We start from the raw sequence: 23,778 nt of genomic DNA on the forward strand, positions 1-23,778 counted from the left end.
CTGGTTCCGCCAAACGCAAAACACGCCGGCGGACGAAACCTCGTCGGCCGGCGTCGTCCCGTGGGACGATGGATGTTGCGCGTTCCGTGGAACGGTCGATCGGGCTCATAACCGCGAGATGGGAAAAGTGCAACCCGATGCAAGTCCTGTCCGCCGGTCGGCCGGCCCGACCGATTTATTGCCGCACCGCACGGCCGCTTAACCGCTTCTATACCCCGCCCATGTGAGATCCGCCCCCTGATGAATTGGGGAGACGTCCGGCATGGCGCTGGATCTCGACGACGAGACGCATGACGACGGCAAGAAGGGCAGCGATATCGTGACCGGGGCGATCAGCGTCGCCGCGATCCTGTTGTTCGTGGGAACGGGCAGCTCGGTGCTGTCCAAGACGCTGCAGCATTGGTTCGAGGGCGGCGAGCCGGTGGATCGCACGCTGGTGATCGCGTTGCTGCTGAACGTGGCGCTGATCCTGTTCGGCTGGCGTCGCCACCATGCACTGCGTCAGGAAGTGCGCGAGCGGGCCGCGGCCGAGGAGCGGGCGCATCTGCTCGCCAGCCGCGATCCGCTGACCGGATTCCTCAACCGCCGCAGCCTGGGCGAGGAAGGCGCGGCGATGTTCGTGCGCGCCCAGCGCCGTCGCAAGGCGATGGTGCTGATGATGCTCGACCTGGATCATTTCAAGGCGATCAACGACATGCACGGCCACGCCGTGGGCGACGCGCTGCTGCGCGCCGTGGCCGCCGAAATCCGCTCGGCAGTGCCCAGCGCCGCGCTGACCGCGCGACTGGGCGGCGACGAATTCTCGTGCGGGTTCCTGTTCGATCCTGGCCAGCCGGAAATGGTCGAGCGGATCGGCGAGCGGCTGGTCAGCCGGATGGCCCAGCCCTTCGACATCGAGGGGCTGCGCCTGCACATTTCCTGTTCGCTGGGCGTGGCGCGATCCGATTTCGAATGCACCAGCATCGATGCGCTGATGCGGTCGGCCGACATCGCCATGTACCAGTCGAAGAAATCGGGCCGCAATCGCCTCGCCTGGTTCGACCAGTCGATGGAGCGCGAGCTCCAGACGCGCAACGAACTGGAAGCGGGACTGCGCATGGCGATCCCGCGCCAGGAAATCGTCCCCTATTTCGAGCAGCAGATCGACCTGGCCAGCGGCCGGCTGGACGGGTTCGAGGTGCTGGCGCGCTGGGAACATCCGCTGCGCGGGCTGCTGAGCCCTTCCCTGTTCATCCCGATCGCCGAGGAAACCGGCATGATCGCCGAGCTGTCGCTGTCGATCATGCGCCAGTCCTTCCTGGCCGCGCGCGACTGGGACCCGGCGCTGAGCCTGTCGGTCAACCTGTCGCCCTGGCAGCTGCGCGACGCGTGGCTGGCGCAGAAGATCATCAAGGTGCTGACCGAGACAGGCTTTCCGGCGCACCGGCTGGAAATCGAGATCACCGAAAGCGCGCTGTTCGACAACCTGGCGCTTGCCCAGTCGATCGTCGGTAGCCTGAAGAACCAGGGGGTGCGCATCGCGCTCGACGATTTCGGGACGGGCTATTCCTCGCTGGCCCATCTGCGTGCTCTGCCCTTCGACCGGATCAAGATCGACCGCAGCTTCGTCATGACGATCAACGACAATGCGGATTCGGCGGCGATCGTGAACGCGATCGCCAAGCTGGGCGAGAGCCTGAACCTGCCGGTCACCGCCGAGGGGGTCGAGGACGCGGCGATCGAGCAGCGGCTGCGCGCGGTCGGCTGCGCCAAGGCGCAGGGCTGGCTCTATGGCAGGCCGCTGTCGGTCACCGGGGTGCGTCGCCTGCTGGCGGAACGACGGTTGCTGGTCCAGCAGCTCGCCGCGCCACCCGCAACCCTGACCGAGGTGCCCGGCCACCGCCTGGCCGGCTGAGCCTCACCAATCGACCGGGTCGCTCGCCAGCCAGTCTCGCTCCGCCGCGGTCGACTCGCGGCCGAGCGCGGCGTTGCGCGTGGGAAAGCGGCCGAAGCGCTCGACGACCTCGGCATGTTCGCGGGCGAACTCCAGCGAGTCGGCCTTGCCCAGTTTCTCGAAGCAGCGCACGCTGAGCGCCTGGATCTCGGGGTCCTCGGCATGCATCAGCGGCATGTAGAGGAACTGGCGGCGATCCTCGGCCATGCCCTCGTCCCAGCCCGCAACCAGCGCGAGCGCAGTCAGCTCCTGGGCGAGCGGGTCCGCCGCGAACGCCTCGGCAGTGCCGCGATGGAGGTTGCGACTGAACTGGTCGAGTAGGATGACCGCCGCCAGCAGCGTATCGGGATCGTCTCGCCACCCGGCAGCGCCGCTGCCCAGGACCAGGTCGCGCAAGGGGCCGAACAGCTCGCGGATCTCGGCATCCAGCGCATCCGATTGGGCAAACCATTGTTCGGGCATCACCAGATCGAACCAGAAGCCGAGCACCTCCTGCGCCTTCGCGTGGACATCGAGGTCCGCCAACCCTAGATCGTCCGCCAAATGCCGTTCTCCTCACCACATGTCGTCAGCCTCGGATGTCGATTGAACCTCGCCGAAAGCGAAACGATCCGTTCGCTTCTGACAGGGCGAGACACCGTCGTGGTGAACAGTTGCGCGGTGACCAACGAAGCGGTCAAGCAGACCCGCCAGGCGATCCGCCGCGCGCGGCGCGAACGGCCTGACGCCGAACTGGTCGTGACCGGGTGCGCGGCACAGATCGATCCGCAGGCCTTTGCCGCGATGCCCGAGGTCGACCGCGTCATCGGCAATGCCGAAAAGCTGCGCGCCGACGCCTGGGCCCCGGGCGAGGCGGTGGTCGTGCAGGACATCATGGCGGTGCGCGACACCGCGCCGCATCTGGCCGCCAGCTTCTCGACCCATGCCCGCGCGTTCGTCGAGGTGCAGAATGGCTGCGACCATCGCTGTACCTTCTGCGCGATCCCGTTCGGGCGGGGCAACAGCCGGTCGGTCGGCGCCGGCGCGGTGATCGACCGCGTCACCGAGCTTGCCGAGCGTCATGCCGAGGTCGTGCTGACCGGGGTCGACCTGACCAGTTACGGCCACGACCTGCCCGGCAAGCCGAGCCTGGGCCAGCTGGTCGAGCGGGTGCTGCGCCATGTGCCGCAGCTGCGCCGGTTGCGACTCTCGTCGCTCGACGGGATCGAGATCGACGATCGGCTGTTCGACCTGCTGACGCAGGAGAGCCGGGTGATGCCGCATGTCCATCTGTCGCTCCAGGCGGGCGACGACATGGTGCTGAAGCGGATGAAGCGCCGTCATGGCCGGGCGCAGTCGGTCGCGCTGGTCGAGCGGCTGAAGGCGGCGCGGCCCGATATCGCGATCGGCGCCGACCTGATCGCCGGCTTCCCGACCGAGGACGAGGCGATGTTCGCCAATAGCCTTGCGCTGATCGACGATTGCGACGTGGTGCACGCGCATATCTTCCCCTACAGCCCGAGGGCCGGCACCCCGGCGGCGCGAATGCCGCAGGTCCAGCCGGACGTCGTGAAGGCGCGCGCCGCGAAGCTGCGCGCGGCGGCGGAGCGGCGGCGATCGGCCTGGCTGCAGAGCCTGGTCGGCAGCACGCAGGAAATTCTGGTAGAGCGACCCGGAGACCGGGGCCATGCGGGCAATTTCGCCGAAGTGCGGCACGGCCCGAGTGAAGTTGGAGCGATTGTGCGGTTGAAGATCGAACGCGTCGAGAACGGCAAGCTGATGGGCGTGGACGCATGAGCGGGAGCTGGCATGATCGCCTGCTCGGCGGGTTCAAGCGCACGTCGGACCGGTTGCTCGGCAATCTGGCGGGGCTGAAGCTCGGCCGGCTGGACGATGCGACGCTCGACGAGATCGAGGAGGCGCTGATCGCGTCCGACCTGGGCCCGGCGACGGCGGCGCGCGTTCGCCAGCGCCTGGCCGAGGGCCAGTTCGAGACCGGCATGGAAGAGCTCGGCATCCGCCTGATCGTGGCGGAGGAGATCGAGAAGGTCCTGACCCCCGTCGCCCGGCGGCTGGAGATCGAGGCCTTTCCCCGTCCGCAGGTGATCCTGGTGATCGGCGTCAACGGATCGGGCAAGACTACCACCATCGCCAAGCTGGCGAACCTGCTGATCGAGCAGGATTACGGCGTGATGCTGGCGGCGGGCGACACGTTCCGCGCCGCCGCGATCGGCCAGTTGCGCACCTGGGCCGAGCGGATCGGCGTGCCGATCGTGTCGGGGCCCGAGGGCGGCGACGCCGCGGGCATCGTGTTCGAGGCGGTCAAGCAGGCGACCGAGACGGGCATCGACGTGCTGATCGTCGACACCGCCGGTCGCCTCCAGAACAAGCGCGAGCTGATGGACGAACTGGCCAAGATCCGCCGCGTGCTGGGCCGGATCAACCCGGCCTCGCCGCATGACGTGGTGCTGGTGCTCGACGCGACCACCGGCCAGAATGCGCTGAACCAGATCGAGGTGTTCAAGGAAGTCGCCGGGGTCACCGGGCTGGTGATGACCAAGCTGGACGGCACCGCGCGCGGCGGCGTCCTGGTCGCGGCGGCGGAGAAATACGGCCTGCCGATCCACGCGATCGGCGTGGGCGAAAAGGTTGACGATCTGCGTCCGTTCGATCCCAGACAGGTCGCGCGGATCATCGCCGGCGTCGAGGAGCTGAGCAATGGCCGCTGAAACCCGCACTCCCGTCTCGCCCGGCCTGCGGATGCTGATCGATTTCGGTCCGCTGGTGATCTTCTTCGCCACCAACTGGCTGGCGCCGGGCGCCCAGATCGCCAAGATCCTGGCGGCGACCGCCGCGTTCATGGTCGCGATGGGCCTGGCAATGGCGCTGTCCTGGTGGAAGACGCGCCACATCTCGCCAATGCTGTGGATCTCGGGCATGCTCGTGCTCGTGTTCGGCGGGCTGACGCTGTACTTCCACGACCAGACCTTCATCCAGATCAAGCCGACCATCGTCTATTCGATGTTCGCTGTGATCCTCGCCTATGGCCTGGTGACGGGCAAGCCGCTGCTCCAGGCGCTGCTGGAAAGCGCCTATCCGGGCCTGTCCGCCAAGGGATGGCGGTTACTGACGATCAACTGGACCGGCTTCTTCGTCGTCATGGCGGTGCTGAACGAGGTCGTGCGGCACCTGGTCGATTGGGACCAGTGGCTGACCTTCAAGACCTGGGCGGTGATCCCGATGACGCTGGTCTTCGCGATGCTCAACATCCCGATGCTGCTGAAGCACGGGCTTCAGCTGGAAAAGCCGGCCGACGCGCCGATCCCGCCCGAGGGCTGAGCGGTGCGCGTCGCGGTCTTCGGTGCGCGGTCCTATGACCGCCGGTTCCTGGACAAGGCCAATGCGGCGCATGGCCATGAGCTGCGGTTCCTGGACCCGGGCCTGAGCGCGGACACCGTCGCGCTGGCGCAGGGAAGCGACGCGGTCTGCGTGTTCGTCAACGACCGGCTCGACCGGCCGGTGATCGAGGCGCTGGCGGCGATGGGCGTCCGGCTGGTCGCGCTGCGCTGTGCCGGGTTCAACAATGTCGATCTAGAGGCGGCCGAGGCGCTGGGCCTGCCGGTGGTGCGCGTCCCGGCCTATTCGCCGCATGCGGTGTCCGAATTCACGATCGCGTTGCTGCTGGCGCTCGACCGGCGCATCCACCGCGCCTGGTCGCGCACGCGCGAGAACAACTTTGCCCTCGACGGGCTGGTCGGCCGCAACCTGCATGGGCGGGTGGCCGGGGTCGTCGGCACCGGCAAGATCGGCGCGCTGGTCGCCCGCGCGCTGCGCGCCGGCTTCGGCTGCGAGGTGCTGGCCAGCGATCCGGTCGAGGATCCCGATCTGACCGCGATCGGGGTCCGCTATGTCTCGCGCGACCAGTTGCTGCGCGACAGCGACATCGTCACCCTCCACTGCCCGCTGACGCCGGAGACGCGTCACCTGATCGACGCGGCAATGCTCGCGGCGGCGCGGCCGGGTCTGGTGCTGGTCAACACCAGCCGCGGCGCGCTGGTCGACACCCAGGCGCTGATCGATGCGCTGAAGCGTGGCGGCATCGGCGGGGTGGCGCTGGACGTGTACGAGCAGGAAGCCGACCTGTTCTTCAAGGACCTGTCGGGCGAGATCGTCCAGGACGATGTCCTGCAACGGCTGCTGACCTTCCCCAACGTCCTGCTGACCGGGCATCAGGCGTTCCTGACGGAGGAAGCGCTGATCGCGATCGCCGAGACGACCCTGACCAGCATTTCCGATGCCGAGGCGGGGCGACCGCTCACCAATCAGGTTACGACCGACCGGCTGAGGGGATGACGCCCTTTCCTGCCCCGGAGCCCGGGTTCCTTGGGCGGAGAGGCTTATGCGCAGGGGCACGCGACAGCCTAGAGAAGCCCCCCATTGTGCCGATCTGGTTCGCACTCCCTCAGTCGTCGGGCAACGAAAAGGGCGCCGAACTCTCGCCCGGCGCCCCCTGTCGATCGGTCGGTCGGGCGATCAGCCCTGGTCGGCGCGGCTCACGCCCTGGCCGTCGAGATTCTGCGCCACGAATTCCCAGTTGATCAGGTTCGCGCTCAGCACGTCGAGATACTTCGGGCGGGCGTTGCGATAGTCGATATAATAGGCGTGCTCCCACACATCGATCGTCAGCAGCGGCTTCATGCCGTCATAGACCACCGGCGTGTCGGCGTCGTGCAGCGAGGTCACCTTCAGCGCGTCGCCGTCCAGCACCAGCCAGCCCCAGCCGCTGGCGAAGTGATTGGTCGATTCCTCGACCAGCTTCTTCACCAGTTCGTCGGCCGAACCGAAGCTGTCGTTGATCATGTCGGCCAGCTTGCCGGTCGGCGCCTGCTTCTCGGGCGACAGGCACTGCCAGAAGAAGCTGTGGTTCCAGATCTGGGCCGAATTGTTGAACAGGCCTTTGTTGCCCTGGTCCTTGGCCGCCTTGATCACCTGCGACAGGCTGGCATCGGCCAGGTCGGTGCCCGCGATCAGGCCGTTGGTCTTGTCGACATAGGCCTTGTGATGCTTGCCGTGGTGGAACTCCAGCGTCTCGGCGGACATGTGCGGAGCCAGTGCGTCGGCTGCATAGGGAAGGGCTGGAAGTTCGAAGGCCATGATATTCTCCGTTGCTGGCAAATCGCGGGGAGAACGAACACCCGCGCGTTCCGGTCCCTCCTAGGCCAAGTCTTGCGGTGAAGCACCGAAAAATCGTTGCAGAGCGCAAACGAAATCTGGCGACGGACCCGCCTCAACTGCCTGCGCTGAGCAGTTCGTGGCGCTTCAGAGCATGGCGAAGCTGGTCGTAGGTCAGCCCCAGCACCTCCGCCGTCGCACGCTGGTTGTAGCGGCATTCGGACAGCGCACGCAGCAGCAGGTCGCGCTCGAACCGCGCCACGCGCAGTTTGAAGTCGCGGATGTCCTCCTCGGGCTCGGGCTGGGGCGGCGCGGTCGTCTCGACGGCCTCGAGCTGCGGCACCATGACCGGCACCGCGGCGGAATGCGCCATCGGGCGGGGGCGGAAGGGCGACTGGAACGGATCGATCTCGATCGAATCGATCGGCCCTTCGCGTTCCCAGCGATAGACCGCGCGCTCGACGACGTTGCGCAGCTCGCGGACATTGCCCGGCCAGTCATAGCGTTCGAGCTCGTCGCTGGCGCGGGCGCCGAAGCCGGGCCAGTCCTCCCAGCCCATTTCCGACGCCATGCGCCGGCCATAGAATTCGGCCAACACCATCACGTCGCCAGCGCGCGCGCGCAGCGGCGGAAGCGTCACCACCTCGAAGCTGAGCCGGTCGAGCAGGTCGGCGCGGAACTTTCCCTGCTCCACCCGCGCGGGCAGATGCTCGTTGGTCGCCGCAACGATGCGGACATCGACATGGAGCGGGCGCGACGAGCCGATACGGGTGATCTCGCCATATTCGACCGCGCGCAGCAGCCGGTCCTGCGCCGCCATCGACAGCGTGCCGAGCTCGTCGAGGAACAGGGTACCGCGATGCGCTTCCTCGAACCGCCCCGCCCGCGCCTTGGTCGCGCCGGTGAAAGCGCCCGCCTCGTGACCGAACAGCTCCGCCTCGATCAGCGTTTCGGGAAGGGCCGCGCAGTTCATCACCACCAGCGGCTGGTCCCAGCGCGGCGACAGGCGGTGGAGACGTTCCGCCACCAGTTCCTTGCCGGTGCCGCGCTCGCCGATCACCAGCACCGGACGGTCCAGCGCCGCGGCGCGGCTGGCGCGTTCCAGCGCGTCGAGGAAGGACGAGGACTGACCGATAACGGTGGTTGCGCGCTCCATGCCGAATGCTTGGCGAAAATTCCCAACTTTTGGCAAGTGAAAAATCCTGATCTTGCCGCCCACCTCGCTGGAAATGGCGGAAAAGCGTGGGTTTCAGCACTTGGCACGCATCCTGCTAAGTACCAGACAAGCCCGGCAACGGGCCTGAGACACAGACTTCAGGTTCAGGGAAACGACAATGACCTACCAGCCCAACTATTATCGCAACGCCTTCGCGGCAGTCGTCTGCACCCTCTTCACCGGCATCGTCCTGATGGCATCGGTGGTCGGTCCGGCAGCCACTGCGCTGGCATAATCAATCGCTTCGCTCGCCGACCCCTATCGGCGAGCGATCCCTCCGGCGGGAGGGAGGCCCCCTACTCCCTCCCGCCGGTACGACGTTTCGAAGGAGCAAGCATATGGGTATCTTTTCGCGAACCCGGGACATCATCGCCGCCAACGTCACCGACCTGCTCGACAAGGCCGAAGACCCGGCCAAGATGATCCGCATGATCATCCTCGAGATGGAGGAAACCCTGGTCGAGGTTCGCGCCAGCGCCGCCCGCACCATCGCCGACCAGAAGGAAATGCGCCGCCACATCGCCCGCCTGGACAAGCTCCAGGAAAGCTGGACCGAAAAGGCCGAGCTGGCGCTGTCGAAGGATCGCGAGGACCTGGCCAAGGCGGCTCTGGTCGAGCGCCAGAAGGCAGCCGACATGTGCGACCAGCTGGCGCAGGAAATCTCGGTGCTCGACGAAGCGCTGCAGGCGGCCGAAGCCGATATCCAGAAGCTTCAGACGAAGCTGCGCGAGGCCCGCACCCGGCAGAGCTCGATCACGGCCCGCCTGGAGAGCGCCAACAACCGCGTCCGCCTGCGGGAAGTGACCAACGGGCCGCGGGTCCAGGACGCCTTCTCGCGCTTCGACATCCTGGAGCGCCGGGTGGACATGGCCGAGGGCCGCGCCGACGCGCTGGGCCTGGGCGCCGAGCCGAAGACGCTGGAGGAAGAGATTGCCGAGTTGCGCTCGTCCGAAAAGGTCGACGCCGAACTGGCAGCCCTGAAACAGCGCCTCGCAAACAAGGACTGAGCCGATGGAAGATGTTTTAGTCCCCATCGTCGCTGTCGCAACGCTCTTCCTCGGGCTTCCCTGGGTGATCTTCCACTATATCACCAAGTGGAAGACCGCCGCGACGATCACCGGCGAGGACGAGAAGCTGCTCGACGAGCTCCACTATCTCGCCCGCCAGCTCGAGGAACGGCTCCAGACGGTCGAGCGGATCATCGCCGCCGACAATCCGGAATTCCGCGCCCTTCCCCGCACCGGCTCCGAGAACGAGCCCTACGACTTCAGCAGGAGGAATTGAGATGTCCGCCAGCCGTACCAAATTCTACCTCGACAAGCAGAACGGCAAGCTGTTCGGGGTCTGCTCCGGCCTCGCCGACTATACCGGGATCGAGACGCTCTGGCTCCGGATCGGCATCATCCTGCTGACCATGATGAGCTGGGGCACGGTCGTGGTCGCCTATTTCCTGATCGCGATGATGGCGCCGACCAGGCCGCGCGACCTGTACGAGGATCGGGAAGACCAGAAATTCTGGCAGGGCGTGCGCTCCAACCCGCGCCGCTCCACCGCCGAGGTCCGGTCCAAGTTCCGCGACATCGATCGCCGCCTGGCCGACATCGAGATGTACTATACGAGCCGCAACACGCGCCTCGCCGACGAAATCGACAGCCTGCGCTGAGACGCAGCAGCGGCTGACAGGGAGAAGAACAATGAACGGCGGACAGGCAATGGTTCTGGGGATCGTGCTGATCTCCACCATGGGCTGGCTGATCTCGAGCTGGATCCGGGCGAAGCACGGCTACCCCATCGAGAATGAATGGACCGGCACGACCAGCAAGACCGGCCCGGATGCGGATCGCAAGATCGAGCTGCTGAGCCGCGAGAACGAGCGGCTGACCGGGCAGATCTCCCGGCTCGAGGAGCGGATCGCGGTGCTGGAGCGGATCGTCACCGATCCCGCCGAGCGCACCGCCCGCGAAATCGACAGCCTGCGCTGAAGGAAGGGACCATGGAAATGACCGAGAAGCTCGTATTCATCCAGGGCCTGTTCCCCCTGATCGCCGTCATCGTCTCGGTGGCGATCGCCGGATGGGTCGTCACCACCTGGCTGCGGATCAAGAACGGATATCCGCTCGACGGCAGCTGGGGCCAGGCGCTCTATCCCAAGAACAACGACGAGACGGTCGAGCGGGTGAAGCTGCTGAGCCAGGAAAATGCCCAGCTGCGTGCCGAGCTCGGCTCGATCAAGGACCGGCTCGCCAATGTCGAGCGGATCGTGACCGACAGCAGCCACGTGCTGGACCGCGAGATCGAACAGCTTCGCGGCACCCGCAACTGATCAGACGGAGGACGTCATGCCTACATCTGTCCTGTTCTTCTTCATGATCGTCGTCGGCGTTCCGATCATCGGCGCCATGAGCGTCGGGGCCTTCAAGCACTGGCTGGAGCACAAGGAGAAGATGAGCCAGCTGATCGCCGCCCAGACCGCCGAAAAGGCCGCCCAATATGCGGCCCAGACCGAGCGGCTGGAGCAGCGGGTCCAGGTGCTGGAGCGGATCGTGACCGACAAGGGCCTGGAACTTTCCGACGAGACGAACGGCTGCGCGATCAGCCGCTGAACTGAACCCAAGCGGGACCGATGTCCCGAAATCGAGGATAGCAACATGATCGTCGTCTTTGGTGTGCTCGCCGCGATGTGCGGCGGGATGATCTGGCTCGCCGAGAGCCGGGACCGCCCCCGCCGCCGCGCCGAGCGCGAAGCCGCCCTGCAGCCCGCCGAATAACCGGGCAGGACCCAGAAGAGGACCACTGCAATGAACCCGTTCGAAATGGTCATCGGCATCGTGCTGATCGTATCGATCGCAAACGTGCTCAAGGCACGGTACGGCGTGGGCAAGGGCAAGGGGGGCAACGAGCATCACCCCGACGCCGCACGCGACGACGCCGAGAGCCGCAGGCTTCGCGACGAGATCCGCTCGCTCCGGGAGCGCATCCAGGTGCTCGAGCGGGTCATCACCGACAATGAAACCGATGCCAGCCGCCTCGACCGCGAGATCGAGCAGCTGCGCGACAAGAACCGCGTCTGACGGAGGACCTCATGACCACCGACGCCAACCTGTACATGACCCTCGCCGCCTCGGGCCTTGCCGGCCTGGGCATGATCACCGCCGCCGGGCTTTCGGGCTGGCGCAGCTGGCTCTCGCTGAAGCGCGACGAGCTGCACGAGCGCCATGCCGCCGACGCAAGCGCCAGCGGCGCCCCCTCGGCCGGATCGCGGATCGAGATCGCCGACCTCAAGGAACGGCTGCGCAAGCTCGAGGCGATCGCCGCCGGCGTCGACCTCTGACCCAATCGCGTCACCCCGGCCACGGGCCGGGAACCGCGGCGTGGAGCACCGGGCGCCTATCCCGGCCCGACTGCCTCCACGCCGCGGTTGCCCAGAGCCAGGTCGGGCATTGGACGGGCCGCCGCCCGGCGCTATAGGCCCGGCATGCCGAGCCTGACCGACATCCAGGAAGAATATGAGTTTCTGGACTCCGACGACCGCTACCGCCTGCTGATCGACCTGGGTCGCGCGCTGGAGCCGATGCCCGATCCGCTGAAGACCGATGCGACCCTGGTGCGCGGATGTTCGGCGGCGGTGTGGGTCTATCCGACCCGGGCCGATGACGGGACGCTGCATTTCCTCGCGGACTCCAACGCAGCGATCACCAAGGGGATCATCGCGCTGGTGCTGACCACGGTGCAGGACCGCAGCTCGGCGGAGATCGCCGCGACCGATATCGAAGGCGCGCTCGCGCCGTTCGACCTGCGCAACCAGCTCAGCTCCAACCGGACACAGGGCATTCCCAACATGATCGCCCTGATCCGCGAGACCGCTGCGCGTTACGCATGAGCGGCTCCCTGCTCCTTCCGCTGGCGCTGCTGGCGATGGCGCCGCAGGACCCGCCCTGCCCGACTGCTCCCGCAGCCGCGAATGACCTGGCGTCCGACGACCCCAGGCTTGCCGAGGCCAGCGGGCCGGGCCTCTGGATCGGGGGGACGCAGATCGCATCCACCGAGATCGTCTCGGCCGGCGTGAGGGAAGCGGTAGGCGACCAATGGGCAGTGGACCTGACCCTGTCTTCCCAAGCCGCAGCGCGCCTCGCCTGGCTGACCGGTTGCCGCCTCGACCACCCGATCGAGATCAGCGTCGACGGCAAGCTCATCACCCGTCCCGTCGTCCGCGAGCCGATCCGCGGCAGCCGGGTGTCGATCGCGGGCGCGCTGGACAAGGATGCGGCGACGCGCATCGCACGGTCGCTGTCGCCGCGCTGACCTACTTCCCGAACGCCTTCACCGCGAAGGCGCAGCTTTCGGCGCCGCACTGCTTCATCTCGACGCGGATCCGGTAGGTGCCCGGCGCGTCGATCGTCAGCACCGGCAGCGGATCGTCATTGTCGTCCGCGTCGACCGGCTTGCGCTTCGAATCGGTGGCATAGAGGTTGAGGTCGTCGCAGCGCGCGTCGCAGGCGCCGATGATGCTGAAGCTGGTCGCCTTGTTCAGCTTGACCGTAACTTCCTGGCTGGCGCCGCGGGCAAGCGTGCCGCGCGTTTCCCAGCCGGTCGCGGTCTGGCCGGTCCCGACCAGATTGGCTTCGGCATCGGCAAGGCGTTCGGCGACACCATCGCCCTGGGCCGCCGCAGGTACGGCAACGAACAGCAGCGACGCGGCAAGGCCTGCCTGAGCAAGCATCTTCATCCTGGGAACACTCCATCAAACGGAGATCGTGATGTCGGGTGCCGACCCCGCCCCGTCAATGGCGGCGGGCAGCTATCGCGTCAGGCCGAGTTCGCCCGCCACCTCGTCCAGATCCGCGCCTTCCGGCACCAGCAGCCATTCGCGGCTGGCGGCGCCGTTCACCACGGTCACCGCACCGCGCGGACACACGCCCAGGCACTTTACCTCGACGATGCCCTCATCCGCCTTGCGCCCCTTTTTCAGCTTGAGGTGCTTGCGCAGCGCCTTGGCCAGCGGCGCCTTGCCCTTGGGGCCGAAGCCGCCGTCCAGCTTCTTCGAGCATTTGGCGCAGACCAGAACGGCGTTCGACCAGTTGGCGCGGACCTGGGTCTTCACTCCGGCTTCCAGGTGCGGCGCTCCTCCGCCGCCTTGAGCACGTCATAGGCGGCCTGGATCGCCTGGAACCGCTTGGCGGCCTCGGCATCGCCGGGCTTCACGTCGGGATGGTTCGACTTGGCAAGACGGCGCCATGCGAGGCGGACCGCATCGAAATCGGCGTCGACCTCGAGTTCCAGCACTTCGAGCGAGCGCAGTTCGTCGCGCGAGCGGCTGCCGTCGCCCGGCCCGGCCCAGCCATTATGCCTGGATTCCGCAAAGCCCGACGCGTCGCGCCGCTCGTCCGCCTCGCGCTGCGCCGCTTCCTCCGCGGTCAGGCCCTCGAAATAATTCCAGTTGCGATTGTATTCCGCGGCATGGGTTTCGCAGAAATACCAGCGCTCCGGGCTGTTGGGCGATTTGGGCGCGGGGCAGTTGCCGGGCTCGTCGCAGCCATGACGGTCGCACAGACGCACCTTCGCCGCCTCGCGCTCGGCGCCATAGCTGCGCCAGCGGGGAAAGCCCCAGTCGGAAGATCGCGTCGGACGTGCCATTGCTTCGCAGATAGACATTCGTCCCGCCCGCGCAACCCGCGCAGGCCGTGCGACGGGCCTGTCGCGGGGTAAAACGCCAGAGGGCCTGTAAGCCGGGTTCTGTCCACCCCCGAAGGGGATAGGCGACCATTCCTCTAGGCGACGGATCGCTCCGCCGCTCAAGCAACCAACCCGGGCACCGGGCCGGAACTGGCCCATGTGGCGCCCCTATTCGGTCTTGCTCCCGGTGGGGTTTACCATGCCGCTTCCGTTACCGGTCGCGCGGTGCGCTCTTGCCGCACCCTTTCACCCTTGCCCTTACCCTTGCCCGAAAGCCGGGGCAGCGAGCGGTCTGCTCTCTGTGGCACTTTCCCTGGGGTCACCCCCGGCGGGCATTACCCGCCACCGTCGTTCCGTGGAGCCCGGACTTTCCTCGCGCACCCGATGGGTACCCGCGGCCGCCCGGCCCTCTGGCGCGACCCAGATAGCGGGAAACGCGCAGGATGGAAGCCCCGGCGTCCGGCTTCGGCTCAATCCTCGCCCTGGGGCCTGGGAAGCAGCAGCGCCAGCAACAGGCAGCGGCATTCCATGTCGATCTCGCCATCGACCATCTCGGGCCGGAAGCGGCGCTGGAAGGCGGTGACCGCGGCGCGCGCATCGGCCACGTCATAGCCGAAGCGTTCGAGCGCGAGCATGAACCCCGCATCGCTCCATCCGGGATCGACCAGGTTGCGCGTCGGCCGGGGCAGCGCCAGCCGCAGACGCGCCAGCGCGTGCCAGTTGAACAGCTCGCCGGGATCCTGCTTGCGCGCCGGAGCCACGTCGGAATGCCCGACGACATTGCCGCGGGTGATGCCGTAACGTTCCTTGATTTCGGCAACGAGCGGGATCAGCGACGACATCTGCGCGTCCGGAAACGGACGATAGCCATGCTCATGTCCGGGATTGACCAGTTCGATGCCGATGGATGCCGAATTGACGTTCGCGACGTCGCGCCAGTGCGACTTGCCGGAATGCCAGGCGCGATGTTCCTCCGCGACCAGCCGGTGGATCGTCCCATCCTCGTCGATCAGATAATGGGCGGACACTTCGGATGCGGGATCGGTCAGCCGGGCCAGTGCCGCCTCGGCGCTTTCCATGCCGGTATAGTGCAGCACGATCAGGCTGACATCGGCGTCGCGCGCATTGAAGTTGGGCGACGGGGTATCGATGATGTCCAGGGCGCTCATCGTCGGTCACGCTACCGGGGTCGGGCGCCCGATGCCAGCGGCGATTATGCCTCCGGCCTTCGGCTCATCCTGCCTTGCGAAGCGCCTCGTCCCGCAGCCGCACCGGCTGGTAGAAGCCGCGAAACATGTCGCTCGGCACGAACTGGTCGGTCTGGCCGATCACCGTCTCGCCGGCGCCCAGCACCAGCAGCCCGCCGGGGCGAAGCGCGCGGGCCAGCGTCTCGAACACCTGCCGGCGCAGTGCCGCGGAGAAATAGAGGAGCACGTTGCGGCACAGCACGATGTCGAACAGGCCGGGCGGGGGCGCGTCGGTCGTCAGATTCTGCGGCCGGAACTGCACCCGGCGCAGCAGTTCGGGCGCGGCGGTCCAGTCGGCGCCCTGCCCCTCGAACCAGCGCATCATCCGGCGCACCGACAGGCCGCGCTGGATCTCGAACTGGGTGTAGCGCCCCGCCTTTGCCCGGGCGAGCGCGCCGGTCGAGACGTCGGTCGCGACGATCTCGGGCAGTTGGCCATGGGCAAGCTCGCGCTCGGCGAACAGCATCGCGAGGCTCAGCGGTTCCTGCCCGGTCGAGCAGCCCGCCGACCAGATGCGCAGCCGCTTGTGCGGCGCCTCGCGCCGAAGCTCGCGCGCGGCCTCCGCCACCATGTCGAGCACCGCCGCATCCCGGAAGAAGCTGGTTTCCTGGTTCAGCAACGCATCCACCACCCTGTCCGAGAGTTCGCCGGTCCGCGCGAGGACCAGCTGGGTGATCAGCTCGTCCAGCGTGGTCAGTTCGAGCTGGCGCAGCAGCGGCTTCAGCGCGGTCTCGATCCGCCAGGCCCGGGTCGCATCGATCTGCTGGCCGCTGCGCTGTTCCAGCAGGTGGGCGATCATGCTGTTGGCACTGGAGCCGCAGCCCAGCCCGGCGCGGGGCATCGCGATCAATTCGCCCTCCGCCGGCTGGCGACCAGCCGACCGATCTCGTCGGGCGGCAGGACGGCGCTAGCCCGGCCGGCAGCGGCGATCGCCCCCGGCATTCCCCAGATGACCGAGCTTGCTTGGTCCTGCACGACGATCTGCGCGCCCGCGGCGGCCAGATCGCACGCGCCCTCGCTGCCGTCGCGGCCCATGCCGGACAGCACGATCGCCAGCGCACGCGGGCCGAACACCCGGGCGATCGACTGGAACATCGGGTCGACCGAGGGCATGCAGCCGCTGGCCGACCGTTCGCGGGTCAGCCGCACCGCGATGCCGACGCTGGTGCGCACCACGCGCAGATGCGCCTCGCCCGGCGCGACGATGATCCGTCCCGAACGGATGCGCATCGAATCGGTGGCGATGTCGCACGGGCGACCGGAGACCGAAGCGAGCTGCGTCGCGAAATAGCCCATGAAGCTGGACGGCAGGTGCTGCGTGACCAGGATCGGCAGCGGGAAGCTGGCCGGGATCGCGCCGAGCAGTTGGCTGAGCGCGTGGATTCCCCCGGTCGAGGCGCCGATCGCGACGATGTCGTAGTCCTCGGCAAGGCCCTGTCGCACGAAGGGCTGGCTGGCCAGGTCCGGCGCAGGCTCGAACAGGCGGCGAAGCTTGTCCTCCAGCACTTCGGCAAAGCGACCGCCGAACGCGCCGATGCCCGGCTTCACCAGCGTGTCGGCGGCCCCCAGCGCCAGTGCCTGGATCGCCGCCGCCGCACCTTCGTCGGCGGCATGCGAGCAGACGAGGATCTTGGCCCCCCGCCCCGCCGCCAGGATGTCGGGAAGCGCGGTCAGGCCGTCGACGCCGGGCATCTCGATGTCCAGCAGGACGACATCGACCGGGTTGCGCCCCAGATAGTCGATCGCCGCGCGCGCATCGGGCACGGCGCCGACCACCATGAAGCGCCGGGTGCCGTCGATCATCCGTGCCAGCACCGATCGCGCGACGACCGAGTCGTCGACGATCAGCACGCGGGCCGGCGCGCCCTCCACGGCGCATCTGCGAATGTCGAACTGCTGGCCCATCCGTGGCGCCCTTTCCGGAAGCCGCGCGGTCAGGCGACGCCGACGATCTGCAGCTTGCTTTCCAGCGTCTCGCGATCGAACGGCTTCATCACATATTCGTCGGCCCCCGCCTCGATCGCGGCGCGGATATAGGCCATGCCGTTCTCGGTCGTGCAGAACACCACCTTCGGCTTGTTCACGATGTCGCTGGCCGTCAGCGCGCGCAGGAAGTCCATCCCGCTCATCACCGGCATGTTCCAGTCGAGCAGCACGACGTCGGGCACCGCCGTCAGGCAGCTGTCGAGCGCCTCGCGCCCGTCACCGGCCTCGCGCACCTCGAAATCGAGGGTCTCGAGGATATGCCGCGCCACCTTGCGGATGACCTTGGAGTCGTCGACGACGAGACATGTCTTCATAACCATCATTCCCTGTTGGGATTTGCCCGCCGCATCCTTGCCGGGAAAGCGTAAGCGCCCCGTTAATCGGCCGGATCGCGGCTAGTGGCCGGACTGGCCCGGCACGAGGCAGGCCAGGTCGATCGCGAGGATCGGTTCACCGTCGCGCTCGATCATGCCGCGACCGGCCCGGCCCCATGTCCGGTCCAGCGCCACCCCGCTGGCAAGCGGCATCAGGTCGAACGGGGCGACATCGTCCAGCGCGTCGACCAGCATCGCATAATGGTGGCCGTCGACCCGGGTGATGACCGCGCGCCCGGAATCGCCGCCGGGCGAGGCAAGTCCGAGCGCCGCCTGGGTATCGACGACGGTCACAACCCGGCTGCGCAGTGCCGCCAGGCCGCGGACGTGATCCGCCGCGCGCGGGATCGCGGTCACCTTCCCGATATCGACGACCGATTCGACCTGGGCGGAATCGATCGCGACCGGACGCCCGGCGATCCGGGCGATGAGGAAGAGATGGGTCATGCGCGGGCTCCCGTGCGGGCTGCGAGCGCGGACAGCAGGGCCGACCGATCATAGCGATAGATGCTGTCGTCGCCGGCCCTCGCCGCCCGGCTTCGCCGCAATCGGACGACCGGCGCGACCGTCGCAGGCGGCGCGTGATCGTCCGCTGCAAGCACGACCGTAGCGGTCTCCCCCGCCGTCAGACCGGACGTGACGCGGTAGCCCGCCCCCTCCAGGATCGGCGTCAGGAAGGACGCCATCCAGCCGTCGCCGTCGCCCGCCAGCAGACAGATCGGCGCCGATCCGGGCTCGCCCTCGTCCCGGCCATGTTCGCCGAACAGCCAATAGCCGTCGAGCAGCTCGACCTGCTCGTCGTCCAGCAGGGCAACCCCGGCGACAATCCCCGGCTCGCACGCCGGCGCGATCTCGCCGTGCAGGACGACGATGTCGATCGCCTCGTCGATGGCATAGGCGAGTTCGCTCTCCCCGTCCTTGAGCCGCAGGATGCTGGGCCTGGCGCCGAGCACGTCCGACTGGGCGACCAGCGGCAGGATGCGGCCGTCGATCGTCAGCCGGTGGCGGCCCGCGGCAAAGCGGATCGAGGCCGGATCGACCTGCTCGACCCGGTCGACGATCGCGAGCGGCGCCGCCCGCCGCACCCCGTCCAGGTCGCGGAACAGCAGCGCCGGCAGCCCCGGCGCCGCCGCCGATTCTTCGGGCGGCTCGTCGTCCTGGCGCTGGGCATCGCGGTTGAAGTCCAGCCCTGCTGCGCTCGCCAGCCCGGCGCAGTCGAGCATCAGCATCGGCAGCCCGCTGTCGGGCAAGGTCTGTCCCGCATAGATGCCGGTGCACATCACCGCAGGCGATGCCGGCTTGATCACCAGCTCCTCGTTGTCGAGCACCGTGTCGACGGCGAGCGCATAGCTTCCCATGCCGATATTGATGATCGCCAGCATCATGCCAGGCGCGTCGGCAGCGCCGTGCTCGCGCTGCAGCCCCAGCAGGTCGGCAAGGCCGATCAGCGGCATGCGGCGATTGCGCACGCTCGCCATCCGGCTGTCGCCGATCGTGTCGATCCGGATCGCCTCGCCGCGATCGGTGACGATCTCCTCGATCGCCTGGCGCGGGATCGCGAATCGCTGGGAACCGACGCCGACGACGATCGCGGAGATGATCGACAGCGTCAGGGGAACATGGATGGCGATGCACAGCCCCTTGCCCGGCACGCTGTCCAGCTCGACCCGCCCGCCGATCTGCTCGATCGAGGACCGCACCACGTCCATGCCGACGCCCCTGCCCGAGACCTCGCTGACCTCGTCCTTGCTCGACAGGCCCGGTTCGAACACCAGCGCCAGCTTCGCCTTGTCGGACAGTGCGTGCAGGTCGCGTTCGTGGCCCGCGCCGGTGGCGGCCAGCTTCCGGATCAGCGCATCGGTATCGACGCCGCGGCCGTCGTCGACGATCTCGATGATGATCTGGTTGCCCGACTGCCGCGCCGAGACGATCAGTCGCCCGGTCTCGCGCTTGCCGCTGCGGCGGCGATCGGCCGGCGCCTCGATCCCGTGATCGATCGAGTTGCGCACGATATGGACCAGCGGATCGCGCATGACCTCTATCATCTCGCGGTCCAGCTCGACATCCGCCCCCTCGACCTGGAGCTGGACCGACTTGCCGAGCCCCGCCGCCGTGTCGCGGACGATGCGCGGCAAGGCCGAGAACAGTGCATCGACCTTCTGCATGCGGGTGCGGGTCACGGTGTCGCGCATCTCGCCGACCGTCAGCGACAGCCGCTCCAGCGCGGCCTCCGCCGCCGGATCGATCTCGCCCTGGCGCAGCCGCCGTGCCAGCTCGTTGCGCGCCAGCACCATGTCCGACATGCCCGACATCATCCGGTCGAGCAGCTCGACGTTGAGCCGGACCGAACGCGCCGGCGTGCGCGGGGTCGCGGCGGCCGGCGCCGAGGCGATTTCCTGAGAGCCTTGTACCAGGGCCGCCATCAGCAGGTCGTCACCCTTCGCATCGACGCTGGTGCCCGAATCGATCGCCTCGACCAGCTCGCCGATGCGATCGACGATCGCCAGAACGGCGTTGACCATCGCCCGGTCGGGGGTCCGCTCGCCGCTGCGCGCCTGGGCAAGCACGTCCTCGGCGGCGTGGCTCAATCGGCCGAGACGGGGCAGGTCGAGAAAGCCGCAGCTTCCCTTCACCGTGTGGACGAAGCGGAAGATGGCGTCGAGGCGGCCGCGGTCGCCGGGGCTCGCTTCCCAAGCGACGATCTCGCCCGACAGGGCCTCCAGCGTCTCGCGCGTCTCCGCGATGAATTCTTGAAGCAGGTCGTCCATGGGGCCCCGGGCAATTGCGCCCGCCGACCATGGCCGCAGAGGGTTAATCGGTGGTTAGTGGGAGTCCCTTCCTGTCAAGTCTCGCGGCCGAGGCAAGAAGGGGATCGCGTCGCGTTTCGACGAGGCGTGCTCGACGAAAGCCCCGCTGCCTGAAAAGACATTCCGCAGCCAGGTCTGGGCAGAAACGCTCTCGGTACGCCCTCCGCGGGCAGTTGGGCCTGGCTGAGGCGTCAGGCGACGTCGAACGCCGCGCCGAACAGGAGCACGTCTGCGTCGGGATCGCTGACCTGCAATTCGCCGCCGCCCTGGGTCACCAGCGCGTGGACGAGATGCGCGGCAGCCGCGCGCGGCGTGATCGAGGCGTCGCCCTGGCCGACGAGCGCACTGCGCAGTTCGGGGTCGAGGACGATGCGCGGCCCGTCGGCGCGAACCACGATCTCGACCTGGCCCTCGACCACCTCGGCACCGATGTCGAGCTGACCGCCGCGGATCAGCGCGTCGCCGGCGATCAGCGCGAGGTTCAGCAGCACCTTGATCGCCTGCTTCGCCATGACCGGCTCGTCGACCATCCAGCCGATATGGATCCGGTGATTGTCGCCGAACAGGCCGATGATCGCCGCCTGCGCCTCTCGCGTGTCGACCGTCTCGCCGAATCCGCCGGCCGCCCCGAAAGCGAGGCGGAAGAATTTCAGCTTGTTGGCGCTGGCGCGGGCGCTCTCGTTGAGCAGCTCGAGGCAGCGCTGGCGCATTTCCGGATCCTGTTCGTCCGCAAGCAGTTCCAGGCCGTTGTTCAGTGCTCCGACCGGACTGAGCAGGTCGTGGCACAGCCTCGAACAGAGCAGGCTCGCGAAGTCGGTCGGGCTGATGTTCAAAGGGTTAAGGCTCCAGTCTTTATACTCCTTTGGAGCAGTGTCCCCGCGCCCGCAACCCGCCGGTGCGCCGAGAAGTGCAAAACGCCCGATCCGCGATCGCCGCCGGCGTCAGGTCTCCAGCGCGGGCGCCGGATCGAACCGTCCGTGAAGGGTGCCTTGTGCCACTGCCCGGTGCAGCGAATAGCCCGCGCTTCCGAGGATCAGCCACAGCTTGCCGTCCGGTTCGGCCATCGCCGCATCGGTCGCCGACGGAGTCGGATCGCCGCCGGGGTGCGAATGCCAATAGCCGATGACGCGCGGTCCTCCCGCGCGTTCGGCCCGCAGCGCAGCGAACAGGGTGCGCGGATCGATCTCGAAGCGACGCTCGGGCGCATCGGCGACATTGCCGGCCGTCCGGAACCCGGTGATCTCCTCTGCGTTTCCGAACAACAGACCACAGGCTTCCGCCGGCGACGCGGCCGCGGATTCCCGCTGCAGCGCGTCAAGCACGCCCCTTGAAATTCGGACCCTCATTCCCATCTTGCATAAAACATGAGCCGGGGGGGTTCCATCATCGAAGCGCGCATTTCGGACCTGGCCGATGGCTGGCGTCTCGACCGTGCGCTTGCCGATGCCCTGCCCACCTTGTCCCGCGAGCGGGTCAAGGCGCTGATCTCCACCGGACAGGTCACCGGACCTGCCGGGCTGATCCGCGATCCGGCGCGCAAGGCGGCGGGCGGTTCGATGTTCACCATCGTCGTCCCCGATCCGGAACCTGCGCATAACGAGGCGCAGGACATTCCGCTGGTGGTGGTGTTCGAGGACGAGCATCTGATCGTCATCGACAAGCCCGCCGGCCTGGTCGTCCACCCCGCCGCCGGCAATCTGGACGGCACGCTGGTCAACGCGCTGCTGCACCATTGCCAGGGCAGCCTGTCGGGGATTGGCGGCGTCGCGCGGCCGGGGATCGTCCACCGGATCGACAAGGATACGTCGGGCCTGATGATCGCCGCGAAGACCGACCGGGCGCATATCGGGCTGGCGTCGCAGTTCAAGGCGCACAGCATCGACCGGCGGTACAAGGCGATCGTCAGCGGCATCCCGGCGGCGGAAGGCACGGTCGATGCCCGGCTCGCCCGGTCGCCGGTCAACCGCAAGAAGGTCGCGGTCGTCGGCGAGGGCGTGGGCAAGCATGCGATCACCCACTGGCGCAAGATCCGCCAGTTGCGCGACGCCGCGCTGGTCGAATGCCGGCTGGAGACGGGACGGACGCACCAGGTGCGCGTTCATATGGCGTCCATCGGCCATGCGCTATTGGGCGACCCGGTCTATGGCAGCACGAGGAAGTCGCACCGTGCCTTATTGGAAACCCTGGATTTCCGGCGGCAGGCCTTGCACGCGGCCCGTCTGGGGTTCATCCATCCGGTGAAAAGCCACGCTTTGTCGTTCGAAAGCGAAATGCCTGCCGACATGCAGGAACTGTTCGATAACCTCATCGTATGATTTTGGCGCCCTGCCCGGTGTGGCAGGTGTGGCCCAGTGAAAGGGAGAAGTGATCATGGCTAGCGGAAGCAACGTCCCGGCGACGATTCCCGCACTTGGCGGGGAGGCCAGCCTCAACCGCTATCTGGCCGAGATCAAGAAGTTTCCGATTCTCGCGCCCGAGCAGGAATATATGCTCGCCAAGCGATTCCAGGAGCATCAGGATCCGGAAGCCGCAGCGCAGCTCGTCACCTCGCACCTTCGCCTCGTGGCGAAGATCGCGATGGGCTATCGCGGCTATGGTCTGCCGGTCTCGGAACTGATCTCGGAGGGCAATATCGGCCTGATGCAGGGCGTGAAGAAGTTCGAGCCCGATCGGGGGTTCCGTCTGGCGACCTATGCGATGTGGTGGATCCGCGCATCCATCCAGGAATTCATCCTGCGCAGCTGGTCGCTGGTGAAGATGGGCACCACCGCGGCGCAGAAGAAGCTGTTCTTCAACCTGCGCCGGATGAAGGCGAAGCTCGACGCGTTCGAGGACGGCGATCTGCGCCCCGAGGACGTGGCGAAGATCGCGACCGACCTGGGCGTGACCGAGGACGAGGTCGTCTCGATGAACCGTCGCATGGCGATGGGCGGCGACACCTCGCTGAACGTCTCGATGCGCGAGGACGGCGAAGGCCAGTGGCAGGATTGGCTGGCGGACGATGCGCCGCTGCAGGATCAGGTCACGGCCGAGACTCAGGAAGCCGAGGTCCGGCACGAGATGCTGGTGAGCGCGATGGACGATCTGAACGATCGCGAGCGCCACATCCTGACCGAGCGTCGCCTGACCGACGATCCCAAGACGCTGGAGGAACTCTCCCAGGTGTATGGCGTGTCGCGCGAGCGGGTGCGCCAGATCGAGGTCCGGGCATTCGAGAAGCTGCAAAAGGCGATGATGCGCCTGGCCGGCGAGAAGCGCCTGATCACCGCCTGAGCCGATGACGACGACAAATGCGAACGGCAGCTGCTCTCCGGGCGGTTGCCGTTTCGCTTATGCAACGGCATTGACGATCGGATGAGCGACCGCCGCGACGATCCGGGCACCGGCCCTT

The 23,778-nt window shown here is 67.5% G+C and carries 31 protein-coding genes and 1 other RNA gene; 17 read left to right on the plus strand and 15 right to left on the minus strand.

Going from position 1 to position 23,778, the window contains the following annotated elements; all coding sequences use genetic code 11:
- The first annotated feature begins 262 nt into the window (after positions 1 to 262).
- Entirely contained in the window at positions 263 to 1,894 is a 1,632-nt protein-coding gene (locus tag TPR58_RS21210) for a putative bifunctional diguanylate cyclase/phosphodiesterase (protein ID WP_346248767.1), read from the plus strand.
- Between the two features lie 3 nt (positions 1,895 to 1,897).
- On the opposite strand, the gene TPR58_RS21215 is transcribed toward TPR58_RS21210, so the two are convergent.
- Positions 1,898 to 2,476 (minus strand): DUF924 family protein, encoded by a 579-nt coding sequence (locus TPR58_RS21215; RefSeq protein ID WP_346248768.1) that lies wholly within the window; start codon positions 2,474 to 2,476, stop codon positions 1,898 to 1,900.
- On the opposite strand from TPR58_RS21215, the gene mtaB reads away from it, so the two are divergent.
- Genes mtaB through TPR58_RS21235 form a run of 4 tightly spaced genes read left to right on the plus strand, consistent with a single transcriptional unit; the run spans position 2,477 to position 6,265 of the window.
- On the plus strand, positions 2,477 to 3,709 hold the full coding sequence (gene mtaB, locus TPR58_RS21220; RefSeq protein ID WP_346248769.1) for a tRNA (N(6)-L-threonylcarbamoyladenosine(37)-C(2))-methylthiotransferase MtaB: 1,233 nt from the start codon (positions 2,477 to 2,479) through the stop codon (positions 3,707 to 3,709).
- Positions 3,706 to 4,641: a signal recognition particle-docking protein FtsY gene (gene ftsY, locus TPR58_RS21225; RefSeq protein WP_346248770.1), complete on the plus strand. Its 936-nt coding sequence runs from the start codon at positions 3,706 to 3,708 to the stop codon at positions 4,639 to 4,641. The genes mtaB and ftsY overlap by 4 nt, the downstream gene beginning before the upstream one ends.
- Complete coding sequence (locus TPR58_RS21230; RefSeq protein ID WP_346248771.1) at positions 4,631 to 5,251, plus strand: septation protein A; 621 nt, start codon at positions 4,631 to 4,633, stop codon at positions 5,249 to 5,251. Before ftsY ends, TPR58_RS21230 begins: the two co-directional genes overlap by 11 nt.
- 3 nt (positions 5,252 to 5,254) lie before the next feature.
- Positions 5,255 to 6,265 carry a 2-hydroxyacid dehydrogenase gene (locus tag TPR58_RS21235; protein ID WP_346248773.1) on the plus strand — a complete coding sequence of 337 codons (1,011 nt, stop codon included), beginning with the start codon at positions 5,255 to 5,257 and terminating at the stop codon, positions 6,263 to 6,265.
- 180 nt (positions 6,266 to 6,445) lie between these two features.
- Here TPR58_RS21235 and TPR58_RS21240 read toward each other — a convergent pair whose 3' ends face one another.
- Together TPR58_RS21240 and pspF are read right to left on the minus strand one after the other, a co-directional pair.
- Positions 6,446 to 7,066, minus strand: a complete 621-nt coding sequence (locus TPR58_RS21240; protein WP_346248774.1) for a superoxide dismutase — start codon at positions 7,064 to 7,066, stop codon at positions 6,446 to 6,448.
- 133 nt (positions 7,067 to 7,199) lie between these two features.
- A complete protein-coding gene (gene pspF, locus TPR58_RS21245; RefSeq protein WP_346248775.1) occupies positions 7,200 to 8,240 on the minus strand; it encodes a phage shock protein operon transcriptional activator in 1,041 nt (346 codons plus the stop codon).
- 398 nt (positions 8,241 to 8,638) lie between these two features.
- Between pspF and pspA the strand changes: the two genes are divergently transcribed.
- The 10 genes from pspA (at position 8,639) to TPR58_RS21295 (ending at position 12,602) form a co-directional block, all read left to right on the plus strand.
- Positions 8,639 to 9,307, plus strand: coding sequence for a phage shock protein PspA (gene pspA / locus TPR58_RS21250; protein WP_346248776.1), 669 nt, complete (start codon positions 8,639 to 8,641; stop codon positions 9,305 to 9,307).
- Positions 9,308 to 9,311: 4 nt separating this feature from the next.
- Positions 9,312 to 9,584, plus strand: a complete 273-nt coding sequence (gene pspB, locus TPR58_RS21255; RefSeq protein WP_346248777.1) for an envelope stress response membrane protein PspB — start codon at positions 9,312 to 9,314, stop codon at positions 9,582 to 9,584.
- Position 9,585: 1 nt separating this feature from the next.
- Positions 9,586 to 9,963: an envelope stress response membrane protein PspC gene (gene pspC, locus TPR58_RS21260; protein WP_346248778.1), complete on the plus strand. Its 378-nt coding sequence runs from the start codon at positions 9,586 to 9,588 to the stop codon at positions 9,961 to 9,963.
- A gap of 31 nt (positions 9,964 to 9,994) precedes the next feature.
- Positions 9,995 to 10,282, plus strand: a complete 288-nt coding sequence (locus TPR58_RS21265) for a hypothetical protein (RefSeq protein WP_346248780.1) — start codon at positions 9,995 to 9,997, stop codon at positions 10,280 to 10,282.
- A gap of 17 nt (positions 10,283 to 10,299) precedes the next feature.
- Positions 10,300 to 10,623 carry a hypothetical protein gene (locus TPR58_RS21270; RefSeq protein ID WP_346248811.1) on the plus strand — a complete coding sequence of 108 codons (324 nt, stop codon included), beginning with the start codon at positions 10,300 to 10,302 and terminating at the stop codon, positions 10,621 to 10,623.
- A gap of 16 nt (positions 10,624 to 10,639) precedes the next feature.
- Positions 10,640 to 10,903, plus strand: coding sequence for a hypothetical protein (locus TPR58_RS21275; RefSeq protein WP_346248781.1), 264 nt, complete (start codon positions 10,640 to 10,642; stop codon positions 10,901 to 10,903).
- 195 nt (positions 10,904 to 11,098) lie between these two features.
- A complete protein-coding gene (locus TPR58_RS21280) occupies positions 11,099 to 11,371 on the plus strand; it encodes a hypothetical protein (protein WP_346248782.1) in 273 nt (90 codons plus the stop codon).
- Positions 11,372 to 11,382: 11 nt separating this feature from the next.
- Entirely contained in the window at positions 11,383 to 11,631 is a 249-nt protein-coding gene (locus tag TPR58_RS21285) for a hypothetical protein (protein WP_346248783.1), read from the plus strand.
- 144 nt (positions 11,632 to 11,775) lie between these two features.
- Positions 11,776 to 12,180, plus strand: a complete 405-nt coding sequence (locus TPR58_RS21290; RefSeq protein ID WP_346248784.1) for a SufE family protein — start codon at positions 11,776 to 11,778, stop codon at positions 12,178 to 12,180.
- On the plus strand, positions 12,177 to 12,602 hold the full coding sequence (locus tag TPR58_RS21295) for a SecDF P1 head subdomain-containing protein (protein WP_346248785.1): 426 nt from the start codon (positions 12,177 to 12,179) through the stop codon (positions 12,600 to 12,602). Before TPR58_RS21290 ends, TPR58_RS21295 begins: the two co-directional genes overlap by 4 nt.
- 1 nt (position 12,603) lies before the next feature.
- Here the strand turns inward: TPR58_RS21295 and TPR58_RS21300 are convergent, their stop codons facing one another.
- From TPR58_RS21300 to TPR58_RS21355, 12 genes are all read right to left on the minus strand, one after another.
- Positions 12,604 to 13,026: a hypothetical protein gene (locus tag TPR58_RS21300; RefSeq protein WP_346248786.1), complete on the minus strand. Its 423-nt coding sequence runs from the start codon at positions 13,024 to 13,026 to the stop codon at positions 12,604 to 12,606.
- A 72-nt stretch (positions 13,027 to 13,098) separates the two neighbouring features.
- On the minus strand, positions 13,099 to 13,401 hold the full coding sequence (locus tag TPR58_RS21305) for a thioredoxin domain-containing protein (RefSeq protein WP_346248787.1): 303 nt from the start codon (positions 13,399 to 13,401) through the stop codon (positions 13,099 to 13,101).
- Positions 13,398 to 13,934, minus strand: coding sequence for a J domain-containing protein (locus TPR58_RS21310; RefSeq protein WP_346248812.1), 537 nt, complete (start codon positions 13,932 to 13,934; stop codon positions 13,398 to 13,400). Before TPR58_RS21310 ends, TPR58_RS21305 begins: the two co-directional genes overlap by 4 nt.
- A gap of 72 nt (positions 13,935 to 14,006) precedes the next feature.
- Positions 14,007 to 14,387, minus strand: an RNA gene (gene rnpB, locus TPR58_RS21315) — RNase P RNA component class A.
- Between the two features lie 56 nt (positions 14,388 to 14,443).
- Entirely contained in the window at positions 14,444 to 15,142 is a 699-nt protein-coding gene (locus TPR58_RS21320; RefSeq protein ID WP_346248788.1) for an N-acetylmuramoyl-L-alanine amidase, read from the minus strand.
- Positions 15,143 to 15,206: 64 nt separating this feature from the next.
- Positions 15,207 to 16,061 carry a CheR family methyltransferase gene (locus tag TPR58_RS21325; protein WP_346248813.1) on the minus strand — a complete coding sequence of 285 codons (855 nt, stop codon included), beginning with the start codon at positions 16,059 to 16,061 and terminating at the stop codon, positions 15,207 to 15,209.
- Positions 16,062 to 16,066: 5 nt separating this feature from the next.
- The gene (locus TPR58_RS21330; RefSeq protein WP_346248789.1) at positions 16,067 to 17,125 is read right to left on the minus strand and encodes a chemotaxis protein CheB; all 1,059 of its coding nucleotides are present in this window, start codon (positions 17,123 to 17,125) and stop codon (positions 16,067 to 16,069) included.
- A gap of 29 nt (positions 17,126 to 17,154) precedes the next feature.
- Positions 17,155 to 17,520: a response regulator gene (locus TPR58_RS21335; RefSeq protein ID WP_346248790.1), complete on the minus strand. Its 366-nt coding sequence runs from the start codon at positions 17,518 to 17,520 to the stop codon at positions 17,155 to 17,157.
- 81 nt (positions 17,521 to 17,601) lie between these two features.
- Positions 17,602 to 18,027: a chemotaxis protein CheW gene (locus TPR58_RS21340; RefSeq protein WP_346248791.1), complete on the minus strand. Its 426-nt coding sequence runs from the start codon at positions 18,025 to 18,027 to the stop codon at positions 17,602 to 17,604.
- Positions 18,024 to 20,348: a chemotaxis protein CheA gene (locus TPR58_RS21345; protein ID WP_346248792.1), complete on the minus strand. Its 2,325-nt coding sequence runs from the start codon at positions 20,346 to 20,348 to the stop codon at positions 18,024 to 18,026. Before TPR58_RS21345 ends, TPR58_RS21340 begins: the two co-directional genes overlap by 4 nt.
- 230 nt (positions 20,349 to 20,578) lie before the next feature.
- Positions 20,579 to 21,220 carry a histidine phosphotransferase family protein gene (locus TPR58_RS21350; RefSeq protein WP_346248793.1) on the minus strand — a complete coding sequence of 214 codons (642 nt, stop codon included), beginning with the start codon at positions 21,218 to 21,220 and terminating at the stop codon, positions 20,579 to 20,581.
- A gap of 108 nt (positions 21,221 to 21,328) precedes the next feature.
- Positions 21,329 to 21,739, minus strand: coding sequence for a M67 family metallopeptidase (locus TPR58_RS21355; protein ID WP_346248794.1), 411 nt, complete (start codon positions 21,737 to 21,739; stop codon positions 21,329 to 21,331).
- 12 nt (positions 21,740 to 21,751) lie between these two features.
- Between TPR58_RS21355 and TPR58_RS21360 the strand changes: the two genes are divergently transcribed.
- Together TPR58_RS21360 and rpoH are read left to right on the plus strand one after the other, a co-directional pair.
- Positions 21,752 to 22,702: an RluA family pseudouridine synthase gene (locus TPR58_RS21360; protein ID WP_346248795.1), complete on the plus strand. Its 951-nt coding sequence runs from the start codon at positions 21,752 to 21,754 to the stop codon at positions 22,700 to 22,702.
- Between the two features lie 55 nt (positions 22,703 to 22,757).
- Entirely contained in the window at positions 22,758 to 23,660 is a 903-nt protein-coding gene (gene rpoH / locus TPR58_RS21365) for an RNA polymerase sigma factor RpoH (protein WP_346248796.1), read from the plus strand.
- The last annotated feature ends 118 nt before the right edge of the window (positions 23,661 to 23,778 follow it).

It is taken from the genome of Sphingomonas rustica (genome assembly GCF_039652585.1).
Lineage (GTDB): Bacteria > Pseudomonadota > Alphaproteobacteria > Sphingomonadales > Sphingomonadaceae > Sphingomonas > Sphingomonas rustica.